Origin of the sequence: Brachybacterium sp. ACRRE (assembly GCF_022346485.1) — a bacterium.
In the GTDB taxonomy this organism is placed as follows: Bacteria; Actinomycetota; Actinomycetes; order Actinomycetales; family Dermabacteraceae; genus Brachybacterium; species Brachybacterium halotolerans.
Genome location: NZ_JAKRMO010000016.1, coordinates 1 through 23,034 on the forward strand (window position 1 = coordinate 1; position 23,034 = coordinate 23,034).

Consider the following 23,034-nt stretch of genomic DNA (forward strand, 5'->3'; position numbering starts at 1 on the left):
AGAGACAGGTCGACCCCACCGAACCCGTCGACCCCGTCGACCCCGTCTGCCCCGTCGGATCGGGTCCTCGCGATGCCGGCGGTAGGCAGCACGGCCACGGCGACCATGAGCGCCACGTGGTCGTGGCTGATGTAGCCGTAGCCCTGGGAGTAGAGCATCCAGATCCAGAAGCTCACGGCGAGCACCACGCCGCTCGCGCGCGGCGCGCGCCCCAGCGCGCCCAGGGCCCCGGAGACGAGGATGACCACCAGCAGTCCCCAGCCGAGCACCGGCGTCACCGCAGGAAGGTGCAGGAGGCGGGCGAGCGCCGTGGGCCGGAAGTACTCGGGGTTCGCCGCGTGGCCGATCACATCGTTCGAGACCAGCAGCACGTCGAAGACGACGAACGCGCTGATCAGACGGCGCATCACTGCAAGACGCGCGAGGGGGATCGCCGGGGTGAGGACATCGAGCAGCCGTCCCGCCCCTCGCCGTGCGCGGGGCGGTGTGCTCGTGCCCGTCGAGGTCGCCGTGCTCATCGCGCCTCCCAGGTGACCAGGGCGACGTGCTCGGGCGGGCCGTCGGGCGCGCCTGACCGCAGGTGATAGCGGTCGCTGCAGACGGTGAGGCTCGTCAGCTGCGGCTCGTCCGGGTGGTGGGCGTCGACGGCCCGGGCGAGCGGGGCGAGGCGCTGGGGGTCCTCGCGGATCCCGCGCAGGTTCCCCTCCACGTCGGAGCGCGCGATGCCGGCGTCGGGGAAGCTGATCGGGAGGACCTCGTCGCTGCCCTCGCGGGTGCCCTCGAGGCAGGTGTCGTCGACGACGCCGTCCGGGTCGCGGGGCTGGGCGAACATGGCCATCGCGCTGAACGGGAAGAGGTCGTCGGTGTGTCCGATCTGCGCGGCCGTCAGCACGGCCAGTCCCGCAGCCATCGCGAGGATCCGCCAGGCGAGGCCCACGGGGCCCATGCGCCGCACGCGCGTCCGCCGCACGCGCGGCACCGTGCCGCCGGGGGCTCCCGGCATCCCGGCCGCCGAGGGGCCGATCCCCGGATCATGGTGCTGATCGGCGCTCCGCCCGGTGGGCTGATCGCGAGGGGACGCGGGATCTTCGGTCATTGCGCCCACGATAGGGAACGCGGACGCGGCCGGGCCGAACCCCACGCCGGTCACGCCCCGCGACCTGGACCTCCGGGGTCCGCGCGCGACGCCCCTGCCCCGACCACTAGGCTTCGAGCATGGCTTCCCCCTCGCTGGACGCAGTGGTCGTCGGTTCCGGGCCCAACGGGCTCGCGGCGGCGGTCACCCTCGCCCGTGCGGGGCTGAGCGTGCAGGTCCTCGAGGCCGAGGAGACCCTGGGCGGCGGCTCCCGCACGCTCGACCTCGGCCTCGCCCCCGGGATCGTCCACGACATCTGCTCGGCCGTGCACCCGATGGCGCTCGCGAGTCCGTTCCTGCGCGAGTTCGACCTCGCGGCGCGCGGCGTGCGCACGATCGTGCCCGAGGTCTCCTACGCCCAGCCGCTGCCGGGCGGCGACGCGGGCATCGCCTGGCACGACCTCGAGCGCACCGTCGAGGGGCTCGGGCCCGACGGACCCTCGTGGCGCCGCATGTTCGAGCCCCTCGCCCGACATGCCGACGCCGTCACCGCCCTCGCTCTCGGCGACAAGCGCTCGATCCCTTCGGAGGTGCTCTCCCCCGCCGGGCTCACGGCCGGCGCCCGGTTCGGGCTGCGGGTGCTGCAGCAGGGCACCCGGGCCTGGGACGCGCCCCTGCACACGGAGAGGGCGCGCGCCCTGCTCACCGGGGTCGCCGCGCACGGCATCAGTCCCCTGCCGTCGCTGGCCGGCGCCGGGGTCTCCCTGCTCCTGGCCGCGCTCGCGCACGCGGGCGGCTGGCCGATCCCTGTCGGCGGCAGCCAGGCCATCGCCGATGCCCTGCTCGAGGACCTGCGAGCCCACGGCGGCAGCGCGATCGCAGGCCGCCCCGTGCGATCGCTCGCGGATCTTCCGCCCGCGCGCGCCGTGCTCCTGGACACGAGCGCCGACGACGCCGCGCGGATCCTCGGCCGCACGATCCCCCGCCGCACCGCCCGCGGCCTGCGGGGCCTCGGGCACGCGGGAGCCGCGGCGAAGGTGGATCTGGTGTCCAGCGGGCCGATCCCGTGGGCGCATCCGGACGTGCGCCGCGCGGGGACCGTGCACCTGGGCGGCACCAGGGAGCAGGTCGCCGCGGCCGAGAACCAGGTGCTCGCGGGCCGCATCCCCGAGCGTCCCGTGGTGCTCGTGAGCGATCCGGCGGTCGCCGATCCCTCCCGCGAGGTCGGCGGTCTGCGGCCGATCTGGGCGTACGCGCACGTGCCCGTCGGCGGCATGGAGGATCCCACCGAGGCCGTGATCGCGCAGATCGAGGCGAGCGCCCCCGGATTCCGCGATACGATCGTCGCCGCGAGGGGAATCCCCGCCGCGCGCATGGGCGAGCACGACCGGGCGATCGTCGGTGGCGACATCGCGATGGGGACGATCACGATGTACCGCATGATCGCGCGGCCCCGCGCGGTGTGGGACCCCTACCGGCTCTCGGACGACGGCCACTTCCTGTGCTCGTCGGCGACGCCTCCGGGCCCCGGGGTCCATGGCCTCAACGGCCATTTCGCCGCGCGGCGCGTCCTGCGCGAGCGCTTCGGGATCCGTCGGGCCCCCGACCTCGGTCCTGGCGCCTGACGGCGCGAGGACACTGCGCACTCCCAGCGAGCCGACCGGTCGAGGCACGCGGCGCGTTCGACGGATCTGCCCCGCTGGGGCACACTCGTGGCATGGCTCAGCGATGCGAACAGTGCAGGAGAGTGATCCGCAGCCGCGCCCGGAGGTCGTTCACGGGGCGCGTGCTGTGCGAGCGCTGCAACGACCGGATCCTCGGCGCCTCCGCAGGGCATGCGGTGGGCGGCGGGGTCGGGCACGCCGTGAGCGGCGGAGGCTGGTTCGGGCGCGTCAAGCAGTTCGCGAGCGGGAAGCGCCCGCGCCGCTGAGCACCGACGCACGATCCGGCACGTCCGTCGGCGCCGCGTCTCCCGGTTCCACCTCTCCCCGTTCCGCGCCTCCCGGCTCCGCGTCGCCCGGTTCCGCGTCGCGCGCCGTGCGCGCGGCGGCGAGGCCCCGTTGCAGGTCCGAGAGCAGATCGTCGACGTCCTCGAGGCCGATGCTGAGGCGCACCGTGCCCTCGCCCACCCCGCAGGCCGCCCGCTGCTCCATGCTCAGGTGCGAGTGCGTCGTGGTCGCCGGGTGGCAGACCAGGGAGCGGACGTCGCCGATGTTCACGGCGAGGGTGAAGACGCTCAGGGCATCGCAGAAGGCGGCGGCCGCTGCTTCCCCGCCCTCGAGGTCGATCGAGAACACTCCCGAGGTGCCGCGCGGGAAGTCGCGCGCGGCGAGGTGCGCGTCGGCGCGCCCGGGGGCCGACGGGTGGTTCACGCGGACGATCCCTTCCGCGCCCTGCAGGCTGCGAGCGATGTGCTCGGCGTGAGCGCTGATGCGCTCCAGGCGCAGGTCGAGGGTCTCGATGCCCACGAGCACGTCGCGGGCGCTCTGGGCGGGAAGGGTGGCGCCGAAGTCGGTGACGTACTTGGTGCGGGCGAAGCCCAGCAGCCCGGAGCCGCCGTCCTCGTACTCATCGGCGAAGGTCACGTGGAAGCGCTCGTTGGGTGTGGTCAGGCGCGGCCAGCGCTCGGGACATCGACGCGGGTCGAAGGAGCCCGTGTCCACGATGAGCCCGGCGATCGTGGTGCCGTGCCCGGCGAGGTACTTGGTGGCCGAGTGCACCACCACGTCGGCCCCGTGCTCGCCGGGACGGTAGAGGGCGGGGCTCGCGAGGGTCGAGTCGACCACCACCACCGCGCCGTGCTCGTGGGCGATCGCGCTGATGGCATCGAGGTCGGCCAGCTCGGCCCCCGGATTGGCGATCGACTCGAGGAGGACGACGCGGGTCTCCGGACGGATCGCGGTGCGCCAGGCGTCGACGTCCCAGGGGTCGACCGCGCTCCAGCTCACCTGCAGGTCGACGAGGGTGTCGCCGAGGAACTCCGTGGTCCCGCCGTAGAGGCGGGAGGAGGCCACGACATGGGTGCCCGGCTCCAGCAGGGCGCACAGCGCGATCGTCGTGGCCGCCTGCCCGCTCGCCACGGCGATCGCGCCGATCCCGCCCTCGAGCGCGGCGATCCGCTGCTCGAGGACGGCCGTGGTGGGGTTCCCGGAGCGGGAATAGGCGAAGCCCTCGCTCTCCCGGGCGAAGAGGGCCTTGAGAGAGGCGTGGCCGCTGTGGGCGTAGGCGCTGGTGGCATAGATCGGGGGGACGAGCGAGCCGTGGGCGTCGCGCGCGTCCCAGCCCGCGTGCACCGATGTCGTGGACATGACCTCTCCTCCCGAGCGGCCGACGGGGCCGAGGACGCCGCTCCCGGCCACTCTCGCGCGCACACGGGTCGGGCGCCCAGGAGTGTGACCACGTGTGACCGCACATGCGGTCCCCGCGCACCGGACGTGGCGGTCGGGGACGGGGTGCGCGGCTCGCGCGGGTCGGACTCAGGACTCGCGTCTCGCGCGGTTCAGGCTCGAGTTGAGCCGGTCAGGCTCGACGCGCGCCGGCCAGGTTCGACGCGCGCCCGTCTCGTCCCAGAGGCCGGAGCTGCCGCGCCGGTGGGAGCCCAGCAGGTGGGTGTCGACCACGCCGAGCGCCTCCATGAGGGCGAACATCGTGGTCGGCCCCACGAAACGGAATCCGCGGGCCTTGAGCTCCTTCGCGAGCGCGCGGGACTCGGCGGAGGTCGTCGGCACCTCGGCGGCGGTGCGCGGCGCGGGGCTCGTCCCCGGCCGGTAGCTCCAGACCAGATCGGCGAGGGTCGAGCCGCGCGGGAGGTCGCCGCGGGCTCCGGTCCCCTCGGCCCCGCGCAGGGCCAGGGTCGCGCGGGCGTTGGCGATCGTCGCCTCGATCTTGCCGCGGTGGCGGATGATGCCCTCGTCGGCGAGCAGGCGCTCCACGTCGGCCTCCTCGAAGCGGGCGACCGCCTCGGGGTCGAAGTCCGCGAAGGCGCGGCGGAATCCGGGGCGGCGCCGCAGGATCGTGGCCCAGGAGAGGCCGGACTGGAAGCCCTCGAGCGCGAGGCGCTCGAACACCTCGGCCTCGGTGCGCCGCGGCATGCCCCACTCGGTGTCGTAGTACTCGCGCAGGTCCTCGTGGCGGCTCGCCCAGACGGGGCGGGCCAGTCCGTCCTCGCCGACGACGAGGTCCTCGCTCGGATCGCTCATGCGGCGGTGCTCAGTCCTCGTCGATGCGGCCGACGGGCTCGCGCTTCTCGGCCTGGAACTGGTCCTCGACGCGACCGGCGGCCCAGTAGGCGGAGATCGAGATGAGGGAGCGGTCGATGCCGCGCTCCTTGACGAGGTTCCGACGGATCCGCTTGATGATGCCGCGCTCCCCGTGGGCGAAGACCTGGAGTCCGTCGGCCGGGAGGTCCAGGCCCTCGGTCTCGGTGACCAGCTGCTCGCGATCCCCGATCAGCCAGCGCAGCTCGACGCCCTCGGGGTGCTCGAGGTCCTGCTGGTCCTCGGCGTGATCGAGCTGGACGAGGGCGATGCCGCGGGCCGAGGGATCCATGGCCTCGAGGGCGGAGGCGATGGCGGGCAGCGCCGAGTGGTCGCCGATCAGCACGTGGAAGCCCGTCTCCGGGTCGGGAGCGTAGCCGCCGCCGGCGCCGTTCGCGGCGACCACGTCGCCGGGCAGGACGGCGTCCGCCCAGGCGGCCGCGATCCCGTCGATCGTGCCCTCGCCGTGGAGCACGAAGTCCAGCGCGAGCAGCTGCTTCTCGCGGTCCCACGAGCGCACCGTGTAGGTGCGGCGGGACGGCAGGGACTCGGGCGAGGTCTCGCGCAAGCCCTCCATGTCGTAGGGCGGCTGCAGGCCGCTGCCCGGCTGCGGGAGCAGGAGCTTGAGGTACTTGTCCGTCGAGTCGTTGTCGTTCAGGACGCTGACCTGGTCACCGCCGACGACGACGCGCAGCAGGTTCGGCGTGATCCGCTGCTTGCCGATCACCTCGAGGACCGCCTGGGGGCGCGGGGGCCGCTTCCCCCGGTCCCTGGGGTTCGGTGCTGCGGTCCCGGTTCCTGTGGCGTCGCTCATGCCTCCGACAGTACGGCAGACCGCCGACCCCCTGCAGGGCCGAGGGATTATCGCCACACGTCCCTTGCGTTAAATCGGGGCCGGCCCCGGACGGGACGTCATCTGCGCAGGAGGCGCCGGGCGGCGGCGCGGCCGGCGCGGTTGGCGCCGATGGTCGAGGAGCTGGGGCCGTAGCCGACGAGGTGGATGCGAGGGTCGTCCGCGACCTGAGTGCCGTCCATCCGGATGCCGCCGCCCGGGGCGCGCAGGTGCAGCGGCGCGAGGTGGTCCAGGGCCGCGCGGAAGCCGGTCGCCCAGAGCAGGACGTCCAGGGGCGTCGTGGTGCCGTCGGCCTCGATCACGCCCTCGGGCACGATGCGCGTGAACATCGGTCGCCGCGCGAGTGCGCCCCGGGCGTCGGCGGCCGCAAGGGCCGGGCTCCAGGGCAGGCCGGTCACGGAGACCACGCTGAGCGGGGCGAGTCCCTGCGCCACGCGCTCCTCGACCATCGCGACGGCCGCGCGGCCCTCGATCTCCGGGGTGAACCCTCCCTCGCGGAAGACCGGCTCCCGGCGCGTGTACCAGAAGGTGTTCGCGACCTCGCTGAGCTCGGCGAGGAAGCCGGTGGCGCTGATCCCGCCGCCGACGATCCCGATCCGCCGCCCCGCGAGGGCCGCGGCGCCCGGGTAGTCGACGGTGCGCAGCATGCGGCCGCAGAAGGTGCCGATCCCCGGCACGAAGGGGACGAACGGATTGCTCCAGGTGCCGGTCGCGTTCACGACCGCGCGCGTGCGGATCGGCGTGAGCGCCCTCCCCTCCCCGTCCACGCTCTCGACGCGCAGCGGGGACTCGATCCCCGCGTCCGGGTCCTCGGAGCGCACGTCGGTCACGCGGACGGGTCGCTCGATCGGGAGGGAGTCCCGCCGCTCGAACTCGGCGAAGTAGGCGGGGACCGCGGTGTTCGCGCTCTCGGACGCGGCGACGGTGCCCTGCGGCATGTCGGGGAGGTCGGCGATGTGGTTGACCGTCGCCATGGTCAGCGAGTCCCAGCGATGTCGCCAGGCGCCGCCCGGGCCGTCCTCGGCGTCGAGCATGATCACGTCGGCGCCGCGGCGCAGCAGGTGGTGGCCGGCGCTGAGGCCCGCCTGTCCCCCGCCGATGACCACCACGTCCGCCTCGCGGGTGACGGGCTGCTCGCTCACGGGAGCGCCAGTGCTCGGAGCGCGGCGGGGAGATCCCTGATCCCGGAGATCACCGCCTCCGGGTGAGCGCGCGGGTCGTCGAGGTCCACGCGCGCCTGCTGACGCGCGGCGAGAACGCGGAGGAACTCCGAGAAGGAGTCGTCGCGCACGGGCGACGTGCCGGGCGAGGCCGCCGGCGCAGGACCCGTCGGCCCCTGGAGCTCGGCGGGCGCCGAAGGGCAGTAGAGAACCGCCGCGCCGCCCGCGCCATGGGCGCCGAGCACGTCGTCGTCGAGCCGGTCCCCGAGGTGGACGAGGGGTCCGTCGCCGCTGCGTGCGCCTCCCCGGGCGCTCGCGAACATCACCGGATCGGGCTTCGGGGCACCGGCGGAGTCGGCGGTGACGAGATCGTCGACGAGGTCGAGCAGGCCGACGGCCCGCAGCGCGGGCACCTGATAGCGGCGCCACCCGTTGGTGATCACCACGAGTCGCCAGCCGTCGGCCTTCAGCGCCCGCAGCACCTCCGGCGCGTCGTCCTCGAGGAGTCGGGTGCGCGCGGGAGCCACCTCCTCGAGTCGCTCGACGATGTCGAACGGCAGCCGGGCACCGCGCTCGCGAGCCACCCGGGCGAGGGTCGCCTGCCAGTCGTAGGCCGCGGCGGGGTCCTCGGCGAACAGGCGCTGCGCCTCGGCCATCACCTGGTCGTGGAGGCCCACGATCCCCTGCTCGCGCGCGACCTGCGCATCGAGGTCCGCGATCACGGTCCCCAGCGGCCCGTGGATGAGCGTCGCGTCCAGATCGAGGCCGAGGGTCCCCGCGGCGGGGGCGGAGCGCTCGGGCGGTGCTGAGGCCGGGGTGGTCATACCGTCCATTCTGCGGTCCGCGACGTCGCGCCGCTCAGGCGGCGGACTCGACGGGGATCTGCTGCGGCTCCTCCTCGGCCTCCTCGGGCGCGCGGATGAACCAGGCGAGCACCACGGGCACCAGGGCGATCAGTCCCGCGACGAGGAAGGCCGCCCGCGCTCCCGGGGCGCCGGCCGCCGCGGTCGAGAGGCCGTCGGCCTCCCCCTGATGGAGGATCGAGGAGTACAGGCCGATGAGGACGGCGACGCCGGCAGCGCCGCCCACCTGCTGGAGCGTGTTCAGCGCGGCCGACCCGTGGGAGTACAGCCGGCGCTGGAGCGAGCCGAGCGAGGCGGAGAACAGCGGCGTGAAGGTCATCGCGAGGCCCACGGACATGAGGGTCTGGACGATCATCAGCACGGGCCAGGCGGTGTCCTCGCCCACCGTCGAGTAGAACAGCAGGGCGCCCGCGACCACGATCGTGCCGGGCACGAGGAGGACGCGCGGGCCCTTGGCGTCGTAGACGCGGCCCATCACGGGCCCCAGCAGTCCCATGAGGATCGAGCCGGGCATGAGGATCAGGCCCGACATGAGGGCGTCCAGTCCCGCGACGTTCTGCAGGTACAGGGGCAGCAGGGTGAGCGTGCCGAACATGGCCATCGCGACGACGCCCATGATGATCACGGCCAGCGTGAAGGTGCGCGAGCGGAAGACCCGGAGGTCCAGCAGGGCGTCGTCGGCGCGCTGCAGGGAGATCTGGCGCAGGCAGAAGAGGCCGAGGACGACGAGGGCGACGACGATCAGGACGATCGCCGTGCCCTGGGTCCCCAGGCCCGGGATGGTCGCGCTCGCTCCGCCGCCCGCGGTCTCGTGCGCCGAGCCCAGCAGGCTCAGCCCGTAGACGAGGCCGCCGAAGGCGAGGGCCGAGAGGATCACCGAGAGCACGTCGAGCGGGGCGCGCAGGGTCTCCCCGAGGTTGGTCATCCAGCGGGCGCCGAGCAGCAGGGCGACGAGCGCGATCGGCAGCACGATCCCGAACAGCCAGCGCCAGCCCAGGGTGTCCAGGACAGCGCCCGAGAGCGTCGGGCCGATGGCGGGGGCCAGCGAGATCACGAGGCCCACGCGGCCCATCATGCGTCCGCGCGAGTGCGCGGGCACGACGTTCATGATCGTGGTCATCAGCAGCGGCATCATGATGCCGGTGCCGATCGCCTGCACGACGCGGCCCAGCAGCAGCATCGGGAAGCCGAGCGCGAGCAGGCAGACGAGTGTGCCCAGGGAGAACGCGCTGATGGCGAAGAGATACACCTGGCGCGTCGTGAACCGCTGCAGGAGGAAGCCGGTGGTGGGGATGACCACGGCCATCACGAGCATGAAGCCGCTGGTCAGCCACTGCCCGTTCTCCGGGGCGATGTCCAGGTCGTTGTTCAGGTGCGGGATCGCGATCGCCATCGTGGTCTCGTTGAGGATCGCCACGAAGGCGGCGACCAGCAGCAGCCAGATGACGCGCATGCCCTGGGGATCGATGCCCGTGGCCGGCGGCGCGGCGGGCTGCGGGGAGGGCGCGGTCTCGTGCGGGGACATGGGGCTCCTGGGTCAGGGCGGCGGCGCGCTCGCGGGTGAGGGGCGCCGGTGGGTCGTCGAGGGCCCGCGGCCGGATCGGCGGGGCCGACGGCCCTGCGGGAAGGGCGGGAGCGCTGAGGCCGACGGCGGACGCCGTGGACCGGCGCCTGGCGTCGACGCGAGCGGCACTTCGGGCAACGTCGGCGGATCAGGCGGTATTCCCGTGGTCCGGACCGAGGATGCCGATCGCCCCGTCCACGAGTATCGCGGTCCGGGGCCCCTCGCGTCACGGGGGTTTTCCCGAGGACGCGCCCGACCTCGGGCCGCGCTCGCCTCGGTGAGCGCACGCCCCGTGGGGAGGGCACCGGACCGATGTTGTCGCCTCCGCAACGCCCTCGATAGCCTCGACGAGTGAGCGACCCGCGGCATGCCCTCCGGCCGACCCCTCGGACATCGCCGGGTGCGAGCCCGCTGGCGCTCCTCGGCGACTGGCTGCTGAACCGCCGCATCGAGGACCGCCTGTCCCGCGAGATCCTGCAGGTGACCGGGACGACCGAGATCTCGATGCGCGAGGACGGTCGCATCGTCTGGAGCGAGAGCGGTGTGCTCGTCCGCGGCGCCGCGGATGCTCGGCCGATCCCCGTGCGACGCGAGCTCCTCATCGAGCGCCGTGCCCGCCCCCTCGATGGGCAGCGCGGCGCGGCCTCCCCGGACGAGGACTGGATGGTCCTGTTCGCCGACGGCCGGGACTTCCACCCCTGGACGCCCGGACGGGCCGTGATGCACCCCTGCGGCGAGGACCGCTACGACGGCCTCGTCGAGATCCGGGACGAGCGCGAATGGCACGTGACCTGGGAGGTCACCGGCCCGGCCAAGGACATGACGATCCACAGCTCCCTCACCGCTCCGCAGGGCTGAGACTCCGCGGGCCCGGGGCTGCGCAGGCCTGCGGCTCAGTGGCGCCGCCGCCCGGGCTCAGTACACGTCCTCCCGGTACCTGTGCTCGGCCTGGAGCCGCGCCACCCAGGCCGCGCCCCGCTCCGGGGAGCCGAGCTCCCGGGAGCCGACGGCGCGCAGGGCGAGTCGCACGGCGGGCGCCATCTCGCGCGCATCGCCGCACACGTGCAGATGCGCTCCTGCGTCGATCCATGCGAAGAGCTCGGGGCCGAGTCGATCCATCGTGTGCTGGACGTACTCGGCTCCGTCCGCCGCCCGGGACTCGGCGACGTCCAGACGCGTGAGCACGCCGTCGTCCCGCCATGCCTCGAGCTCCCGCGCGTACAGCAGGTCCGTCGTGCGCTCGCGGATCCCGCACAGCAGCCAGCTGCGGCCCGAGTCGCCGCGGGCGCTGCGCTCCTGGAGGTACCCGCGGAACGGCGCGACGCCCACGCCGGGGCCGATCATCACCAGATCGGCCGACGGGTCGTCGGGCAGACGGAATCCCGGCGCAGGGCGGTGCCGCACGAGGACCTCCAGGGACGGGTTCCCGTCGGGATGGTCCCCAGCGCCCCGGGCGAGCCGGGACAGGGCGCCGCTCGCGGTGCCCTCGAGGGTCCTGCCGTCCCGCTCGTACCGGAGGGTCCGCACGGTGAGGTCCACGCGGCCCGCGTCCGTCCGCGGGCTCGAGGCGATCGAGTAGGCGCGCGTCTGCAGCGGGCGCAGCCACCGCGCGAGGTCCTCGGCGTCGGCCTGCAGCTGCGGAGCCTCCTCGAGGACGGAGAGCAGGTCGCGTCCCCATCGCCAGCGCTCGAAGTTCGTGGCGCGCCCGGCGAGCAGGCGTCCGAGGGCGTCGTCCCCTGTGCGCTCCTGGATCGCCTCCACCAGCGATCGCGGCAGCTGGCGCAGCTCGAGCCTCTCGGTCAGCAGACGCGCGGCGGTGATGCTCGTCGTCCCGTCCTCCACGACCTGGTCCGGATCGATCCGCAGCCGGTCGAGCACGGCGGCCACGAGGCGCGGGTCGTTGGGCTCGAGCAGATCGAGCGAGTCGCCGACCTGCCAGGGCGGTCCGTCGCCGTCGGGTCCCGCGGCCACGAGCGCGGGCGGCAGCGCGAGGGTGCAGTGCAGGATCTCCCGATCGGGATCCCTGTCGGTGAGCACCCGCACGTCCTCGACGATCGCGGTCCCGTCGGTCCGGGCCGCAGGGTCGGGGATCCGCAGCGGTTCGGGCTCCGTGTCCTGGGGGCCGGCGGGCGCGGAACCGGGACCGCTCGGGCCCGGCTCCGCGCTCGTCGGCTCCCCGGCGTCCGCTCCTCCGGCGGCCTCGGCCATGTCACGGGCGACCGCATCGATCCCCTCGCGCAGCCAGCGCGAGGCGGGCGTCTCGTAGTCGTAGTCGCAGGTGACGAGCTCGACGAGGCGCTGCGCGCCGAGCTCGGCGAGGCGGTCGTCGAACTCGATGCCGGCCTGGCAGAAGTCCGCGTAGACCCGGTCTCCGAGGGCGAGGACCCCGAAGCGGAGCTGGTCGAGCTCCGGCGCGTCCGCGGCGATCAGCGCGTCCCACAGCTCCTCGGCGTCGTAGGGGACATCGCCCTGACCCGTGGTGGAGACGACGAACAGCGCCCAGCGCATCTGCGCGAGCTCCTCGAGGGACACGGCGTCGATCTCGCGCACGCGCACGCCGATGCCGGCGGCGCGGGCGGCGGGCGGCGCGACGCGTTCGACGAGCTCCTCACCGTTCCCGGTCTCGGACGCGTACAGCACGTGGAGCACGGGCTGCGCGCTCGGGCCGGTCTCGTGGGCGGCGACGGTGGTGGTCCAGCGGGTCGTGGCGATCGCCTCCAGGGCAGACGGAGTTCCGTTCCTCGTGGGGCGTGCCTCCAGACTACGGATCCCCGCGGAGCGCTGCAGATGCCGTGGGTCACACCCCAGCCCGGGCGGTCCCGCCGGGGTCAGCGATCGCGTCGACCCCGGCGTGTCCCCCACGAGGCCCCCGAGTCCTCGCTCAGCTCCTCTCGGTGAGGGCGGCGCTCGCGCGCAGCACCTCGAGCCGCTGGCGGTACTCGGCCTCCTCGAGGTCGCCCCGGGCGAAGCGCTCGGCGAGGGTCAGCTCGGCCCGGCGCAGCGGCGCGAGGGCCTCGTCGGCCCGACGCGCTCGCTCCTCGATCCGGCGCTGCTCGCGCTCCTCGTGGCGCTCGGCGGACCAGCGCCGGCGCCCGCGGGTGAGCAGCACGACCGCGACCACGAGGATCACGAGCCAGAACAGCGGTGCGAGCAGGAAGAAAGGGCCGACGGGATGGGCGCCCCAGGGTCCGGCTCCGCCGTCGGCGAGCAGAGGGGCGGCGGGCGTCGCGGTGAGTGCGGTGGTGAACGCGGTGTGCATGGCATGTCCTTCCGACAGGGGCCGCACCTGCGGCGACCCGATGCCTCCAGCGAACCGGCCACGGGCCCTCCGCACATCCCGCCCCGGGAGACACTCCGTCTGCTCCCCCGGGAGCAGACGCCGCGCGCCGGGCCCCTCACCAGCTCGAGACGGACCTCGCCGGCTCCAGCCGGACCTGATCAGCTCCAGCCGGGGCGCACCAGGCCCGTCTCGTAGGCGAGCACGACCAGGCGCGCGCGATCACGGGCGCCGACCTTCTGCATGATCCGCGAGACGTGCGTCTTCGCGGTGAGCGGGGAGAGCACGAGCCTGCCGGCGATCTCCTCGTTGCTCAGCCCCTCCCCGACCAGGCGCAGCACCTCCCGTTCGCGCTCGGTGAGCTCGCCGAGCGCGGTCGGGTCCGGGCGTTCGCGCAGGCCCCCTGCCGCGCGGTCCAGGAGCAGCCGGGTGATGCCCGGCGAGAGCAGCGCGCCGCCGTCGTGCACGACCCGCACGGCACGGATCAGGTCGGCCGGTTCGGTGTCCTTGACCAGGAAGCCCGCGGCGCCGGCGCGGATCGCCCGCACCACGTACTCGTCGAGCTCGAAGGTCGTCACGATCACCACGCGCAGCGCGCGGAGCGCGGGATCGGCGGCGATCTGCTCGGTGGCCCAGAGCCCGTCCCCTTCCGGCATCCGGATGTCCACGAGGGCGACGTCCACCGGGGTGCTGCGCAGCGCCGCGAGCAGCTCCCGGCCGCCGGCGGCCTCGAGGACGACCTCGATGTCCTCCTCGGCGTCGAGCAGGGCGCGGAAGCCGCCGCGCACGAGCTGGTGGTCGTCGGCGATGGCGACGCGGATCATGTGTGCCCCCAGGGAAGACGCGCGGTGACGACCGTCCCGCGTCCCTGCGGACCGGGCCCCAGGGAGAGGGTGCCTCCGAGCAGCTCGGAGCGGTCCCTCATGCTGCGGATCCCCGCCCCCGGATGAGCGAGCGCGGTGCCGACTCCGTCGTCGGCGACGTCGATCCGGAGCGCGCCGCCCTCGCGCCGCAGCCGGACCTCGGCCGCCTCCGCGCCGGAGTGCCGCACCACGTTCGTGAGCGCCTCGCGGACGATGCGGACGGCGGTCGCCTGGGTCCGACCCGCCGGAGCATCCCCGGCGCGGGGCTCCGTGCCATGGGACTCCGTGCCGAGGGGGTCCACGCCGTCCAGGTCGCTGTCCAGCGTGATCGCGAGACCGAGCCCCCGGTGCTGGTCGAGGAGCGCGGGGAGGTCCGCGAGCTGCGGCTCGGGGGTCAGCGGGGCCTCCTCGCCGCGCAGGGTCGCGAGCACGCCGCGGGCCTCCTCGAGGCCGCCGCCCGCGAGGCGGCGGATGTTCCCGAGGGATTCGCGGGCCTTCGCCGGGTCCCTGTCGAACAGGTGGAGTCCCATCCCCGCCTGCACGGAGATCTGGGAGAGCGAGTGGGAGAGGACGTCGTGCAGCTCGCGGGCGATCTGGTCCCGCTCGGACTGCTCCGCCTCGCGCCGCCGCTGCTCGAGCAGCGCCTCCCGTCTCCGCATCCGCTCGGCGCGCGAGCGGATGCCCATGCCGACGCCGAGGCAGACGGCCAGCATCACGGTCCCGGCGATGATCCGCTGGGGTGCTCCCGAGGGCCACAGCAGCTCCGCGAGCACGACGCCCACCGCCCAGGTCGTGCACGCCGTCGCGAGCGCCCACACGGGGGCGGCGCGCACCAGCGCGATCACCAGCGCGATGCCGAGCGCGACCGGCGGAGGGCCGAAGGGCGGCGGCAGGAACAGCAGCACGAGCGCGAGCGGCGCGATCACGATCACCGTCGGCCCGGGACGCGTCCAGATCGCGAGCAGGGCGAGAGCCGAGAGGGCCGCCGCCGCGGTCCGCGCAGCGACGACCGCGGGGGCCGTCTCCGTCCACACGCCGATGGCGAGCGTCGGCGGCACCTGGATCAGGAACGCGACCAGTGCGGGGAGCAGAGCGACGACGCGCCCCGGGCCCCGTCGTCCCCGGGGGCGGGGCGCGGGATCCGCCCCGTCTCTCGCGCGCATGCTCGAAGGCTACGCCGGAGCGTGCGCCGGGTCGTCGTCCCCCGGGAGCATGCGACGGTGCTCCCGGGGGAGCAGACCGGGACACGGGCCGTCGGGCCGGAGCGCTCCGATTGCCTCGCGCGGTCGCGGCGGGCTACGGTGACGCCGTGCTGACCTGTCGTTGTCGTCCCTGAGCGCCTGCGCTCGGCCCGAGCGCGCCCGCGCTCCCCGCCGAGCGCGCCCGACGATCCATCGACCACCGTGCGGCGTCGACGCCGTCCGCCGCACCCCGTCCAGAGGACACCACTCGTGCACTTCGCCCAGTCCGCGGCCGATCTCATCGGCTCCACTCCCCTGATCCGCCTGCAGCGCGTCGCCGAGGGGATCGACGCGACCGTCCTGGTCAAGGTCGAGTACTTCAACCCGGGCGGGTCCTCGAAGGACCGCATCGCCCGCACCATCATCGATGCCGCCGAACGGGAGGGCCGACTGCGCCCGGGAGGCGTGATCGTCGAGCCCACGAGCGGCAACACCGGTGTGGGCCTCGCTCTGGTCGCCCAGGAGCGCGGATACCGGACGGTCTTCGTGGTGCCGGACAAGGTGGGGCCCGACCGCCGCGCCGTGCTCACGGCCTACGGCGCCGAGGTCGTGGTGACGCCGGCCGCGGTGGCGAAGGAGGATCCGCGCTCCTACTACAGCGTCGCCGATCGGCTGACGCGCGAGATCCCCGGCGCCTTCCAGCCCAACCAGTTCGTGAACCAGAACGGCCCGCTCGCGCACTTCCAGACCACGGGACCGGAGGTGTGGCGCGACACCGACGGCGCGGTCACGCACTTCGTCGCCGGCATCGGCACGGGAGGCACCATCAGCGGCGCGGGACGCTTCCTCAAGGAGGCCTCCGGGGGTCGTGTGCAGGTGATCGGCGCGGACCCGGAGGGGTCGATCTACTCGGCGGACCCCGATGATCCCGAGCAGATCCACGCGAACCTCATCGAGGGCGTCGGCGTCACCTTCGTCCCCGAGACCTACCACCCCGAGGTCGTCGACGGCCTCCAGCGGGTCCCCGACGCGGAGTCCTTCGCGATGGCGCGCCGACTCGCCCGCGAGGAGGGTCTGCTGGTGGGCGGCTCGAGCGGCATGGCCGTGGTCGCCGCTCTGCGCACGGCCCGTGACCTGCCGGCTGACGCGGTGGTGGTCGTCCTGCTCCCCGATCACGGGCGCGGGTACCTCGGGAAGCTCTTCGACGACGCGTGGATGCGCGAGAACGGCTTCGAGGTCGACGAGCCGGAGTCACTGGTGCCGGCGGACGTCCTGCGGGAGCTCGATCTCGGGCAGTGACAGGGCCGCGGGGCCGACGGTCGACGTCCGGTCCGGCCGCCCTACGAGCGTCCCGGACACGACGAAGGCCCCCACCATCCGGTGGGGGCCTTCGTGACGAGTCACTGTCTCACGGTTTCTCGAGTGGAGCTAAGGGGATTCGAACCCCTGACCTCTTCCATGCCATGGAAGCGCGCTACCAACTGCGCCATAGCCCCGTACTGGGTGCCGATCCGGCTCTGACCTCTCGGTCCGGCCTTGCGACTCGACGAGTCTACAACCTCGGCCAGCTCATGCGAAATCGGCCGGGACGTTGTGTGACAGCAACCTCATCGCCTTCCCCGTGGGGTCGGAGTGCAGCGGTTCGAGCAGGCTGCGGTGGCAATTGCCCATGCCGCCGATGCCGTGGAAAGCGCTCGCGTCCAGGCCGATCAGGGTGGTGATCCCGGCGCGGATCGCGGCGCCGTGGGAGACCACGAGGATCGTCGCCCCGGGGTTCTCCGCCATCAGCGTCCGCGCGGCGACGGCGAACCGCTCCCCCACGCTCTCGCGGTCCTCAATGCCGATGCCCGGGACGGTCCTGCCGGCGCGCCACTGGGCGTGCAGCTCGGGCCAGCCCTCGTGGATCTCCTCGCCCGTGAGGCCCTCCCATTTCCCGAAGCTCTGCTCGATGAAGGCGGCCTCGGTCTCCACCTCGGCCGCGCCCACAGCGTCTGCGATCGCGCGGGCCGTGTCGCGGGCGCGGGCCAGCGGCGAGCTGATGACGAGGTCGAAGGTGTGGCGGGACAGCGCGTGCGCGACGGCGGCGGCCTGCTCGCGCCCGGTCTCGTTCAGCGGGATGTCGACCTGTCCCTGGAGACGCCCCTGGACGTTGTGGTCGGTCTGCCCGTGCCGCACCAGCAGCAGGCGGCCGCGCGGGTCGGTCATGCGCCGGCGCCCTCGACCTGCAGGTCGACGACGGGCGCGTCCCGCCACAGGCGCTCGAGCGCGTAGAAGGCGCGGTCCTCGGCGTGCTGGACGTGCACGACGACGTCGCCGTAGTCGAGCAGGACCCAGCGGGCGTCGCGCTCGCCCTCGCGGCGCAGGGGCTTGCGGCGGTGCTCCTTGATGAGGTCCCCCTCGATGCCGCCGACGATGGCGCTGACCTGGCGCTCGGAGGAGCCGCTGCAGACCACGAACACGTCGGTGATCACGACCTGCTCGGACACGTCCAGGCCGATGATCTCCTCGGCGAGCTTGTCGGCGGCCGCGTGCGCGGCGGCACGGGCGAGGTCGAGGGATTCGGGCGAAGCGCTCACGCGGAGGTGACCTCCAGGTCGGTGGGGACGGCAGTCGAGGCTGAGGCGGCGGACGCCGCCCCGTGCAGGGTGTCGGAAGGAAGGACGTCGGAGTGCAGGGCTCCGAGCGGGGCGGCCAGGGCCTGGTCGGTCCCGGGGCCGAGGACGCCCGTGGCCAGCAGGACCACGAGCGCGATGATCGCGAGGGCGATGAGCACCCACACGACCCACAGCAGCGGCTTGCCGCGCCCCTGCTCGGGGCGGTTCAGCACGCGGCCCTCGAAGCGGGGCGCGGGCTTGGGACCCGGCGCCTCGCCGACGCCCATCTCACCGAGCTCGACGCCGTCGGCGTCGCGTTCGACCGTGAGGGTCGAGGTGCCCGCGTCCTCGCTCGCCGCGGCCTCGTTCGTCGCGGCCTCGTTCGTCGTGCCCTGGGACGGGGCGCCCGCGTCGTCGGCGGCGGTCGCGCGCTCGGCGTCCGGGGCGTGGGTGTCCGAGTCGGCGGTCGGCGCGGGGGCGGCCGACGGGCTCGGCTCCTCGGGCTCGACCTCGATGATCCGGGCGCGCTTGCCGAACTTGCGGAGCTTCGGGACGGGGGCGTCGGCCGTCGGCGCGGCCATCGCACCGCGCGAGGACGGCCGGCCCGCCGGGAGCGCTCCCGCCCTGGTGGAGCTGCCGTGCGCACCGGCACCGCCTGTGGACGCCGCATGGTGGGGCGCGCCCGACGTCGGACCTGCGGCATCGGTGCGCGAGGTCGGGCTGTCGGCCGGCTCGGGATCGGCAGCCGCGGGACCGCCGGCCGCGGAGTCGGCGGTCACGGCGTCAGCGCCGGGGGCGTCGGCATCTCCGCCGGCGCCGGCGCCGGCGCCGGGGGCCTCCTCGACCGCGGCGGCCTCGTCCGAGGACTCCTGGGAGGGCTGCGCATCAGCGGACGGGGCATCGGAGGACGAGCCGTCAGCGCCATGATCCGGCGTGCCGGCTGCGGCGTCGGACTCCGGAGCGGGGCTCCCGTCGTCGCCGGCGGCCGGGAGCTCGCCGGTGTGCTGGGCGGCGAGGGCCCGCTGCTCGGCGGTCTCCTCGGGGGTCAGCTGGCGGGCACGTCGACCGTGGCGCCTCGGCGCCTGCGGGGCGTCGTTCTCACTCACCGCCCTCACCTCCTGTGTACAGGGCGTACTTGTTGATGTACTGCACTACGCCGTCCGGGACCAGGTACCACACGGGCTGGTCGGCGGCGACGCGGATGCGGCAGTCGGTCGAGCTGATCGCCATCGCGGGGACCTCGATGAGCGTCACCCGGTCCGCGGGCAGGCCCTCGGTCTCGAGCTCGTGGCCCGGCCTCGTGACGCCCACGAAATGGGCGAGCTCGAAGATCTCCCGGGTGTCCTTCCAGGTGAGGATCGACTGCAGGGCGTCCGCACCGGTGATGAAGAACAGGTCCGCGTCGGGATGCATGCGCTGCAGATCCCGCAGGGTGTCGATCGTGTAGGTCGCGCCCGGACGGTCGATGTCCACGCGGGACACCGTGAACACCGGATTCGCGGCGGTCGCGACGACCGTCATCAGGTACCGGTGCTCAGGGTCGGAGATGACCTTGTCCGACTTCTGCCACGGCCGACCCGTGGGCACGAAGATGACCTCGTCGAGCCCGAAGACGCTCTGCACCTCGCTCGCGGCGACCAGGTGGCCGTGATGGATCGGGTCGAACGTCCCGCCCATCACGCCGATCCGGCGAGGCTGCCCTTCCATGCGTCAGTGCCGACGCGCGTCCGTCGAGGCGCTCTCCTGCGCCGTGTGCGCGCGAGCACCGGTGCGGGTCTTCGCGGGGCGCTGGTTCTGGCCGCTGAACAGGTAGGTGATGCCCAGCAGGATGAGCAGGCCGAGGAACATGGCGCCGCCGACGAGGATCGGGGGGACGCCGCCCTCGGAGGCGTGCGAGCCGCCCTCGGCGAGGATCAGGACGTGGTCGAGCATGTGTGCACCTTTCGATGACGTGAACCCTCACATCATCCCATAGCCGAGCGCTCCCCGGACCCGGGCGCGGCCGGGTCGTGCGCGGTTTCTCAAGCAGGTCCTCAGGGCTTCACGTGGCCGTCGCCGATGACGATCCACTTGGTGGAGGTGATCTCCTGCAGCCCCATCGGCCCGCGGGCGTGGAGCTTCTGCGTGGAGATGCCGATCTCCGCGCCGAAGCCGAACTCGGCGCCGTCGGAGAAGCGGGTCGAGGAGTTCACCATCACCACGGCGGAGTCGACGGCCGTCGTGAACAGCCGCTGCGAGGCGAGGTCCGAGGTGATGATCGACTCGGTGTGCCCGGAGGACCAGCGGCGGATATGGGCGATGGCCGCCTCGACGTCGTCGACCACGCGCACCGCGAGATCGAGCGAGAGGTACTCGGCGGCCCAGTCGTCCTCGGTCGCGGGGACCACGGGAAGCACCGCCGGCGCATCGCCGGCGTCGTCCCGGGTGAGGATCGCGCGGGCCGCGTCGTCCGCATGGAGCGTGACGCCGTGCGGGGCGAGGACCTCCGTGATCGCGGCGAGAGCCTCCTCGGCGACGTCGCGGTGGACGAGAAGCGTCTCCAGCGCGTTGCACACGCCGATGCGCTGTGTCTTCGCGTTCTCGACGATCGCAGCGGCCTTGGCCAGGTCGGCGCTGGCGTCGATGAACACGTGCGTGGTGCCGGTGCCGGTCTCGATCACCGGGACCTTCGCGTTGTCGACGACACGGCGGATCAGCCCGGCGCCGCCGCGCGGGATGAGCACGTCGACGAGCCCGCGGGCGCGCATGAGGACGTCGGCCCCGGCGCGCCCGTGCTCGTCGATCCCGACCACGAGGTCCCGTGGGAGCCCCTGCTCCTCCAGGACGTCGCGCAGCACGGCGATGAGGGCGGTGTTCGAGTGCAGTGCGGCGGAGCCGCCGCGGAGCACGACGGCGCTGCCGGCCTTGAGCGAGAGCCCGGCGGCGTCGACGGTGACGTTGGGGCGGGCCTCGTAGATCATGCCGATCACGCCGAGGGGCACGCGGACCTCGCGCAGCTCGAGCCCGTTGGCGAGCAGCCCGCCGCGGACCACCTCTCCGATCGGGTCGGGCAGGGCGGCGGCGTCGCGCAGCTGCTGGGCGATGGCGCCCACCCGGTCCTCGTCCAGGAGGAGGCGGTCGCGCAGTCCTGCGTCGATGCCGGCGGCGTCGGCCTCGGAGATGTCCTGGGCGTTGGCGGCGACGATCTCCCCGGCGCGTGCGACGAGGGCATCGGCCATGGAGCGCAGCACCTGGTCCTTGCGCTCGCGGGTGAGGGTGGCGAGCGCGGGCTGGGCGTCCTTGGCGCGGCGGGCGGCGACGAGGACCGCCTCCTCGACATCGGAGGCGGTGCCGGACGCGGCAGAGCCTGGGGCAGCAGAGCCGGGGGCAGCAGAGCCGGGGGCGCTGGGAGCAGAGGTGGGCGTGGGCGCGGGCGTCGAAGTCGTCTCGTCCATCCCTCCACACTAGGCCGCCGGCCCCTCCCCGAGGCAGGCCCGCTCCCCTTCTGGACGTCCCTGGACGTGCGCGGAGTCACGTTGCGCGGTGCTACGGTCGCGAGCACCGGCGCAGCCCGGTCGCAACGGCGGCGTCGTCCTGTCGCCGTCTGCGCCGTCCCCTCGGAAGGAGTCCACGATGAGCACGATCCGCGTCCGCCGCATCTACGAGGACCCCGAGCGGTCCGACGGCGCACGGGTGCTCGTGGATCGCATCTGGCCCCGCGGCGTGAGCAAGGAGCGCGCGGACCTCACGAGCTGGTGCAAGGACGTCGCTCCGTCGACCGAGCTGCGCAAGTGGTACCAGCACGACCCCGAAAAGTGGGAGGAGTTCGCCGAGCGCTACCGCGCGGAGCTCGACGACACCGAGCGCGCGGAGGCCCTCGACGAGCTGCGCGGCTACGCGGCGAAAGGGAACCTCACGCTGCTCACCGCCTCCAAGCGCGACGACATCAGCGAGGCGACGGTGCTGAAGGACGTGCTCCAGGAGGAGCGCAAGGGCAAGCAGGCCTGAGGGCGGGGTTGCCGCGAGCTGCGGAGCAGGCGGCGCGGATGGGACAGAATCGGAGCATGCACTCCGACTCCCCCTCCCCTGCGCCCGCGCCGTCCGCACAGTCCGCTTCGGCGCCGGCCTCGCCCGGAACCTCCCCGTCCCGGCGATCGCCTTCCGGGTCCGCGTCGAACGAGCCGGGCCCGTCCCGGCCGGGGATCGTGGTGGTCGGCTCGATCAACGCCGATCTCTCCACGCGCGTCGCCCGACACCCGCAGCCCGGCGAGACCCTGCATGGCACGGGCGGCGAGGTGCGCCCGGGCGGCAAGGGCGCCAACCAGGCGGCCGCCGCCGCGCTGCAGGGAGGCGCCGTCGCGATGGTGGGTGCGGTCGGCGATGACGCCATGGCAGCCGACGCCCTCTCCGTGCTCTCCACGAGCGGCGCGGACCTCTCCGCGGTGCACCAGGTGGACGGGCCGACGGGCCTCGCAGTGGTCACGGTCTCCGACGACGGGGAGAACACGATCGTCGTGGTCCCCGGCGCGAACGCGACCATGGACGCCGCGCGGGTGCGCGAGAGCGGCGACCTCATCGCGGGCGCCGGGGTCGTCGTCCTCCAGGGCGAGATCCCGCGCGACGGGATCGAGGAGGCCGCCCGCCGCACCCAGGGACGCCTGATCCTGAACCCCGCCCCCGTGCTCGAGCTCGACCGCGACGTGCTGCTGCGCGCGGACCCGCTCGTGGTCAACGAGCACGAGGCGGCGCTCGTCCTCGATCTGCTCGAGGAGCACGCGGGCTCCTCCCCCGCTCCGGAGGACCTCGCCCACGCCCTGCACACGGCAGGCATCGAGAGCCTCGTGATCACGCTCGGAGCCGAGGGCGCCCTGGTCGGAGTGTCGGGAGCCGACGACGATCCGCAGTCCGACAGGGCCTGGTCGCTCGTGCGGGTGCCCGCCGTCACGGTGCGCGCGGTGGACACCACAGGAGCCGGGGACGCCTTCGTCGGCTCCCTCGCAGTGCGGCTGGCGGAGGGCGCGTCCCTCGTCGACGCCGCCCGCTTCGCCACCCGGGTCTCCGCCGCATCGGTGACGCGGGAGGGAGCGCAGACCAGCTACCCGCGCAAGGGCGAGGAGCTTCCCGGCGCCTGAGAGCGCCGCGCACCCCGTGCGGCCCAGGATGCCGCATCCTTCCCGACCCCCGAGAGCGCTGCGCACGACCCGGCACCCGAGCGTGCTGCGCACGTCCTGGCCACCGAGAGTGCTGCCCACGTCCTGGCCACCGAGAGTGCTGCGTAACGGTCGTTATGAGCGCTCATAACGACCGTTACGCAGCACTGAACGCCCCGGAGGAGCCGACGCGCCTCGGTGGAGCCGACGTGCCTCGGT

Annotated in this window: 23 protein-coding genes, 1 tRNA gene and 1 pseudogene; 6 read left to right on the plus strand and 19 right to left on the minus strand. The window is 73.9% G+C overall.

Annotated elements, in window-relative coordinates:
- Together MHY49_RS06605 and MHY49_RS06610 are read right to left on the minus strand one after the other, a co-directional pair.
- A pseudogene (locus MHY49_RS06605) lies at positions 1-518 on the minus strand (hypothetical protein); the annotation flags it as partial.
- Positions 515-1,096 (minus strand): hypothetical protein, encoded by a 582-nt coding sequence (locus tag MHY49_RS06610; RefSeq protein ID WP_239203267.1) that lies wholly within the window; start codon positions 1,094-1,096, stop codon positions 515-517. The pseudogene MHY49_RS06605 and the gene MHY49_RS06610, both read right to left, overlap by 4 nt.
- A gap of 119 nt (positions 1,097-1,215) precedes the next feature.
- Here MHY49_RS06610 and MHY49_RS06615 point away from each other — a divergent pair, with 119 nt between their 5' ends.
- Positions 1,216-2,700, plus strand: a complete 1,485-nt coding sequence (locus MHY49_RS06615; RefSeq protein ID WP_239203268.1) for an NAD(P)/FAD-dependent oxidoreductase — start codon at positions 1,216-1,218, stop codon at positions 2,698-2,700.
- 122 nt (positions 2,701-2,822) lie between these two features.
- The gene (locus MHY49_RS06620) at positions 2,823-3,005 is read left to right on the plus strand and encodes a hypothetical protein (protein WP_239203269.1); all 183 of its coding nucleotides are present in this window, start codon (positions 2,823-2,825) and stop codon (positions 3,003-3,005) included.
- On the opposite strand, the gene MHY49_RS06625 is transcribed toward MHY49_RS06620, so the two are convergent.
- The 6 genes from MHY49_RS06625 to MHY49_RS06650 all read right to left on the minus strand — a co-directional run bounded on the left by MHY49_RS06625 (position 2,968) and on the right by MHY49_RS06650 (position 9,732).
- Complete coding sequence (locus MHY49_RS06625; RefSeq protein WP_239203270.1) at positions 2,968-4,383, minus strand: O-acetylhomoserine aminocarboxypropyltransferase/cysteine synthase family protein; 1,416 nt, start codon at positions 4,381-4,383, stop codon at positions 2,968-2,970. The genes MHY49_RS06620 and MHY49_RS06625 overlap by 38 nt on opposite strands.
- A gap of 168 nt (positions 4,384-4,551) precedes the next feature.
- Positions 4,552-5,274, minus strand: coding sequence for a DNA-3-methyladenine glycosylase I (locus tag MHY49_RS06630; protein ID WP_239203271.1), 723 nt, complete (start codon positions 5,272-5,274; stop codon positions 4,552-4,554).
- A 10-nt stretch (positions 5,275-5,284) separates the two neighbouring features.
- A complete protein-coding gene (locus MHY49_RS06635; RefSeq protein ID WP_239203272.1) occupies positions 5,285-6,145 on the minus strand; it encodes a siderophore-interacting protein in 861 nt (286 codons plus the stop codon).
- 98 nt (positions 6,146-6,243) lie between these two features.
- Positions 6,244-7,326 carry an FAD-dependent oxidoreductase gene (locus MHY49_RS06640; RefSeq protein ID WP_239203273.1) on the minus strand — a complete coding sequence of 361 codons (1,083 nt, stop codon included), beginning with the start codon at positions 7,324-7,326 and terminating at the stop codon, positions 6,244-6,246.
- Positions 7,323-8,168 (minus strand): HAD family hydrolase, encoded by an 846-nt coding sequence (locus MHY49_RS06645; RefSeq protein ID WP_239203274.1) that lies wholly within the window; start codon positions 8,166-8,168, stop codon positions 7,323-7,325. The genes MHY49_RS06640 and MHY49_RS06645 overlap by 4 nt, the downstream gene beginning before the upstream one ends.
- Positions 8,169-8,202: 34 nt before the next feature.
- Entirely contained in the window at positions 8,203-9,732 is a 1,530-nt protein-coding gene (locus MHY49_RS06650) for an MDR family MFS transporter (protein ID WP_239203275.1), read from the minus strand.
- A 390-nt stretch (positions 9,733-10,122) separates the two neighbouring features.
- Here MHY49_RS06650 and MHY49_RS06655 point away from each other — a divergent pair, with 390 nt between their 5' ends.
- Positions 10,123-10,629, plus strand: coding sequence for a DUF6314 family protein (locus tag MHY49_RS06655; protein ID WP_239203276.1), 507 nt, complete (start codon positions 10,123-10,125; stop codon positions 10,627-10,629).
- A 57-nt stretch (positions 10,630-10,686) separates the two neighbouring features.
- On the opposite strand, the gene MHY49_RS06660 is transcribed toward MHY49_RS06655, so the two are convergent.
- The 4 genes from MHY49_RS06660 to MHY49_RS06675 form a co-directional block, all read right to left on the minus strand.
- Positions 10,687-12,420: a sulfite reductase flavoprotein subunit alpha gene (locus MHY49_RS06660; protein ID WP_239203277.1), complete on the minus strand. Its 1,734-nt coding sequence runs from the start codon at positions 12,418-12,420 to the stop codon at positions 10,687-10,689.
- A 232-nt stretch (positions 12,421-12,652) separates the two neighbouring features.
- On the minus strand, positions 12,653-13,030 hold the full coding sequence (locus MHY49_RS06665; RefSeq protein ID WP_239203278.1) for a hypothetical protein: 378 nt from the start codon (positions 13,028-13,030) through the stop codon (positions 12,653-12,655).
- A 179-nt stretch (positions 13,031-13,209) separates the two neighbouring features.
- On the minus strand, positions 13,210-13,872 hold the full coding sequence (locus tag MHY49_RS06670; RefSeq protein ID WP_239203279.1) for a response regulator transcription factor: 663 nt from the start codon (positions 13,870-13,872) through the stop codon (positions 13,210-13,212).
- Positions 13,869-15,074, minus strand: a complete 1,206-nt coding sequence (locus MHY49_RS06675; protein ID WP_239203280.1) for a sensor histidine kinase — start codon at positions 15,072-15,074, stop codon at positions 13,869-13,871. The genes MHY49_RS06670 and MHY49_RS06675 overlap by 4 nt, the downstream gene beginning before the upstream one ends.
- A gap of 288 nt (positions 15,075-15,362) precedes the next feature.
- Between MHY49_RS06675 and MHY49_RS06680 the strand changes: the two genes are divergently transcribed.
- On the plus strand, positions 15,363-16,391 hold the full coding sequence (locus tag MHY49_RS06680; protein ID WP_239203281.1) for a pyridoxal-phosphate dependent enzyme: 1,029 nt from the start codon (positions 15,363-15,365) through the stop codon (positions 16,389-16,391).
- Positions 16,392-16,515: 124 nt separating this feature from the next.
- Here MHY49_RS06680 and MHY49_RS06685 read toward each other — a convergent pair.
- From MHY49_RS06685 to MHY49_RS06715, 7 genes are all read right to left on the minus strand, one after another.
- Positions 16,516-16,588, minus strand: a tRNA-Ala gene (locus MHY49_RS06685).
- A gap of 73 nt (positions 16,589-16,661) precedes the next feature.
- Entirely contained in the window at positions 16,662-17,297 is a 636-nt protein-coding gene (locus tag MHY49_RS06690) for a histidine phosphatase family protein (RefSeq protein WP_239203282.1), read from the minus strand.
- Positions 17,294-17,668 (minus strand): ribosome silencing factor, encoded by a 375-nt coding sequence (gene rsfS, locus MHY49_RS06695; RefSeq protein WP_152352818.1) that lies wholly within the window; start codon positions 17,666-17,668, stop codon positions 17,294-17,296. Before rsfS ends, MHY49_RS06690 begins: the two co-directional genes overlap by 4 nt.
- Positions 17,665-18,792, minus strand: coding sequence for a hypothetical protein (locus MHY49_RS06700; RefSeq protein WP_239203283.1), 1,128 nt, complete (start codon positions 18,790-18,792; stop codon positions 17,665-17,667). Before MHY49_RS06700 ends, rsfS begins: the two co-directional genes overlap by 4 nt.
- Positions 18,785-19,393 carry a nicotinate-nucleotide adenylyltransferase gene (gene nadD / locus MHY49_RS06705; protein WP_152352816.1) on the minus strand — a complete coding sequence of 203 codons (609 nt, stop codon included), beginning with the start codon at positions 19,391-19,393 and terminating at the stop codon, positions 18,785-18,787. Before nadD ends, MHY49_RS06700 begins: the two co-directional genes overlap by 8 nt.
- 3 nt (positions 19,394-19,396) lie before the next feature.
- On the minus strand, positions 19,397-19,618 hold the full coding sequence (locus tag MHY49_RS06710; protein WP_152352815.1) for a hypothetical protein: 222 nt from the start codon (positions 19,616-19,618) through the stop codon (positions 19,397-19,399).
- A gap of 101 nt (positions 19,619-19,719) precedes the next feature.
- Positions 19,720-21,120 carry a glutamate-5-semialdehyde dehydrogenase gene (locus MHY49_RS06715; RefSeq protein ID WP_239203284.1) on the minus strand — a complete coding sequence of 467 codons (1,401 nt, stop codon included), beginning with the start codon at positions 21,118-21,120 and terminating at the stop codon, positions 19,720-19,722.
- Positions 21,121-21,298: 178 nt separating this feature from the next.
- Between MHY49_RS06715 and MHY49_RS06720 the strand changes: the two genes are divergently transcribed.
- Entirely contained in the window at positions 21,299-21,673 is a 375-nt protein-coding gene (locus MHY49_RS06720; protein ID WP_239203285.1) for a DUF488 domain-containing protein, read from the plus strand.
- A gap of 200 nt (positions 21,674-21,873) precedes the next feature.
- Positions 21,874-22,797, plus strand: coding sequence for a ribokinase (locus MHY49_RS06725; protein WP_370646022.1), 924 nt, complete (start codon positions 21,874-21,876; stop codon positions 22,795-22,797).
- Positions 22,798-23,034 lie beyond the last annotated feature (237 nt).

Coding starts and splice junctions, on each gene's coding strand:
- MHY49_RS06610 (WP_239203267.1), bottom strand. CDS start 1,096: ATGACCGAAGATCCCGCGTCCCCTCGCGATCAGCCCACCGGGCGGAGC.
- MHY49_RS06615 (WP_239203268.1), top strand. CDS start 1,216: ATGGCTTCCCCCTCGCTGGACGCAGTGGTCGTCGGTTCCGGGCCCAAC.
- MHY49_RS06625 (WP_239203270.1), bottom strand. CDS start 4,383: ATGTCCACGACATCGGTGCACGCGGGCTGGGACGCGCGCGACGCCCAC.
- MHY49_RS06630 (WP_239203271.1), bottom strand. CDS start 5,274: ATGAGCGATCCGAGCGAGGACCTCGTCGTCGGCGAGGACGGACTGGCC.
- MHY49_RS06635 (WP_239203272.1), bottom strand. CDS start 6,145: ATGAGCGACGCCACAGGAACCGGGACCGCAGCACCGAACCCCAGGGAC.
- MHY49_RS06645 (WP_239203274.1), bottom strand. CDS start 8,168: ATGACCACCCCGGCCTCAGCACCGCCCGAGCGCTCCGCCCCCGCCGCG.
- MHY49_RS06650 (WP_239203275.1), bottom strand. CDS start 9,732: ATGTCCCCGCACGAGACCGCGCCCTCCCCGCAGCCCGCCGCGCCGCCG.
- MHY49_RS06665 (WP_239203278.1), bottom strand. CDS start 13,030: ATGCACACCGCGTTCACCACCGCACTCACCGCGACGCCCGCCGCCCCT.
- MHY49_RS06670 (WP_239203279.1), bottom strand. CDS start 13,872: ATGATCCGCGTCGCCATCGCCGACGACCACCAGCTCGTGCGCGGCGGC.
- MHY49_RS06675 (WP_239203280.1), bottom strand. CDS start 15,074: ATGCGCGCGAGAGACGGGGCGGATCCCGCGCCCCGCCCCCGGGGACGA.
- MHY49_RS06690 (WP_239203282.1), bottom strand. CDS start 17,297: ATGACCGACCCGCGCGGCCGCCTGCTGCTGGTGCGGCACGGGCAGACC.
- nadD (WP_152352816.1), bottom strand. CDS start 19,393: ATGGAAGGGCAGCCTCGCCGGATCGGCGTGATGGGCGGGACGTTCGAC.
- MHY49_RS06710 (WP_152352815.1), bottom strand. CDS start 19,618: ATGCTCGACCACGTCCTGATCCTCGCCGAGGGCGGCTCGCACGCCTCC.
- MHY49_RS06715 (WP_239203284.1), bottom strand. CDS start 21,120: ATGGACGAGACGACTTCGACGCCCGCGCCCACGCCCACCTCTGCTCCC.
- MHY49_RS06720 (WP_239203285.1), top strand. CDS start 21,299: ATGAGCACGATCCGCGTCCGCCGCATCTACGAGGACCCCGAGCGGTCC.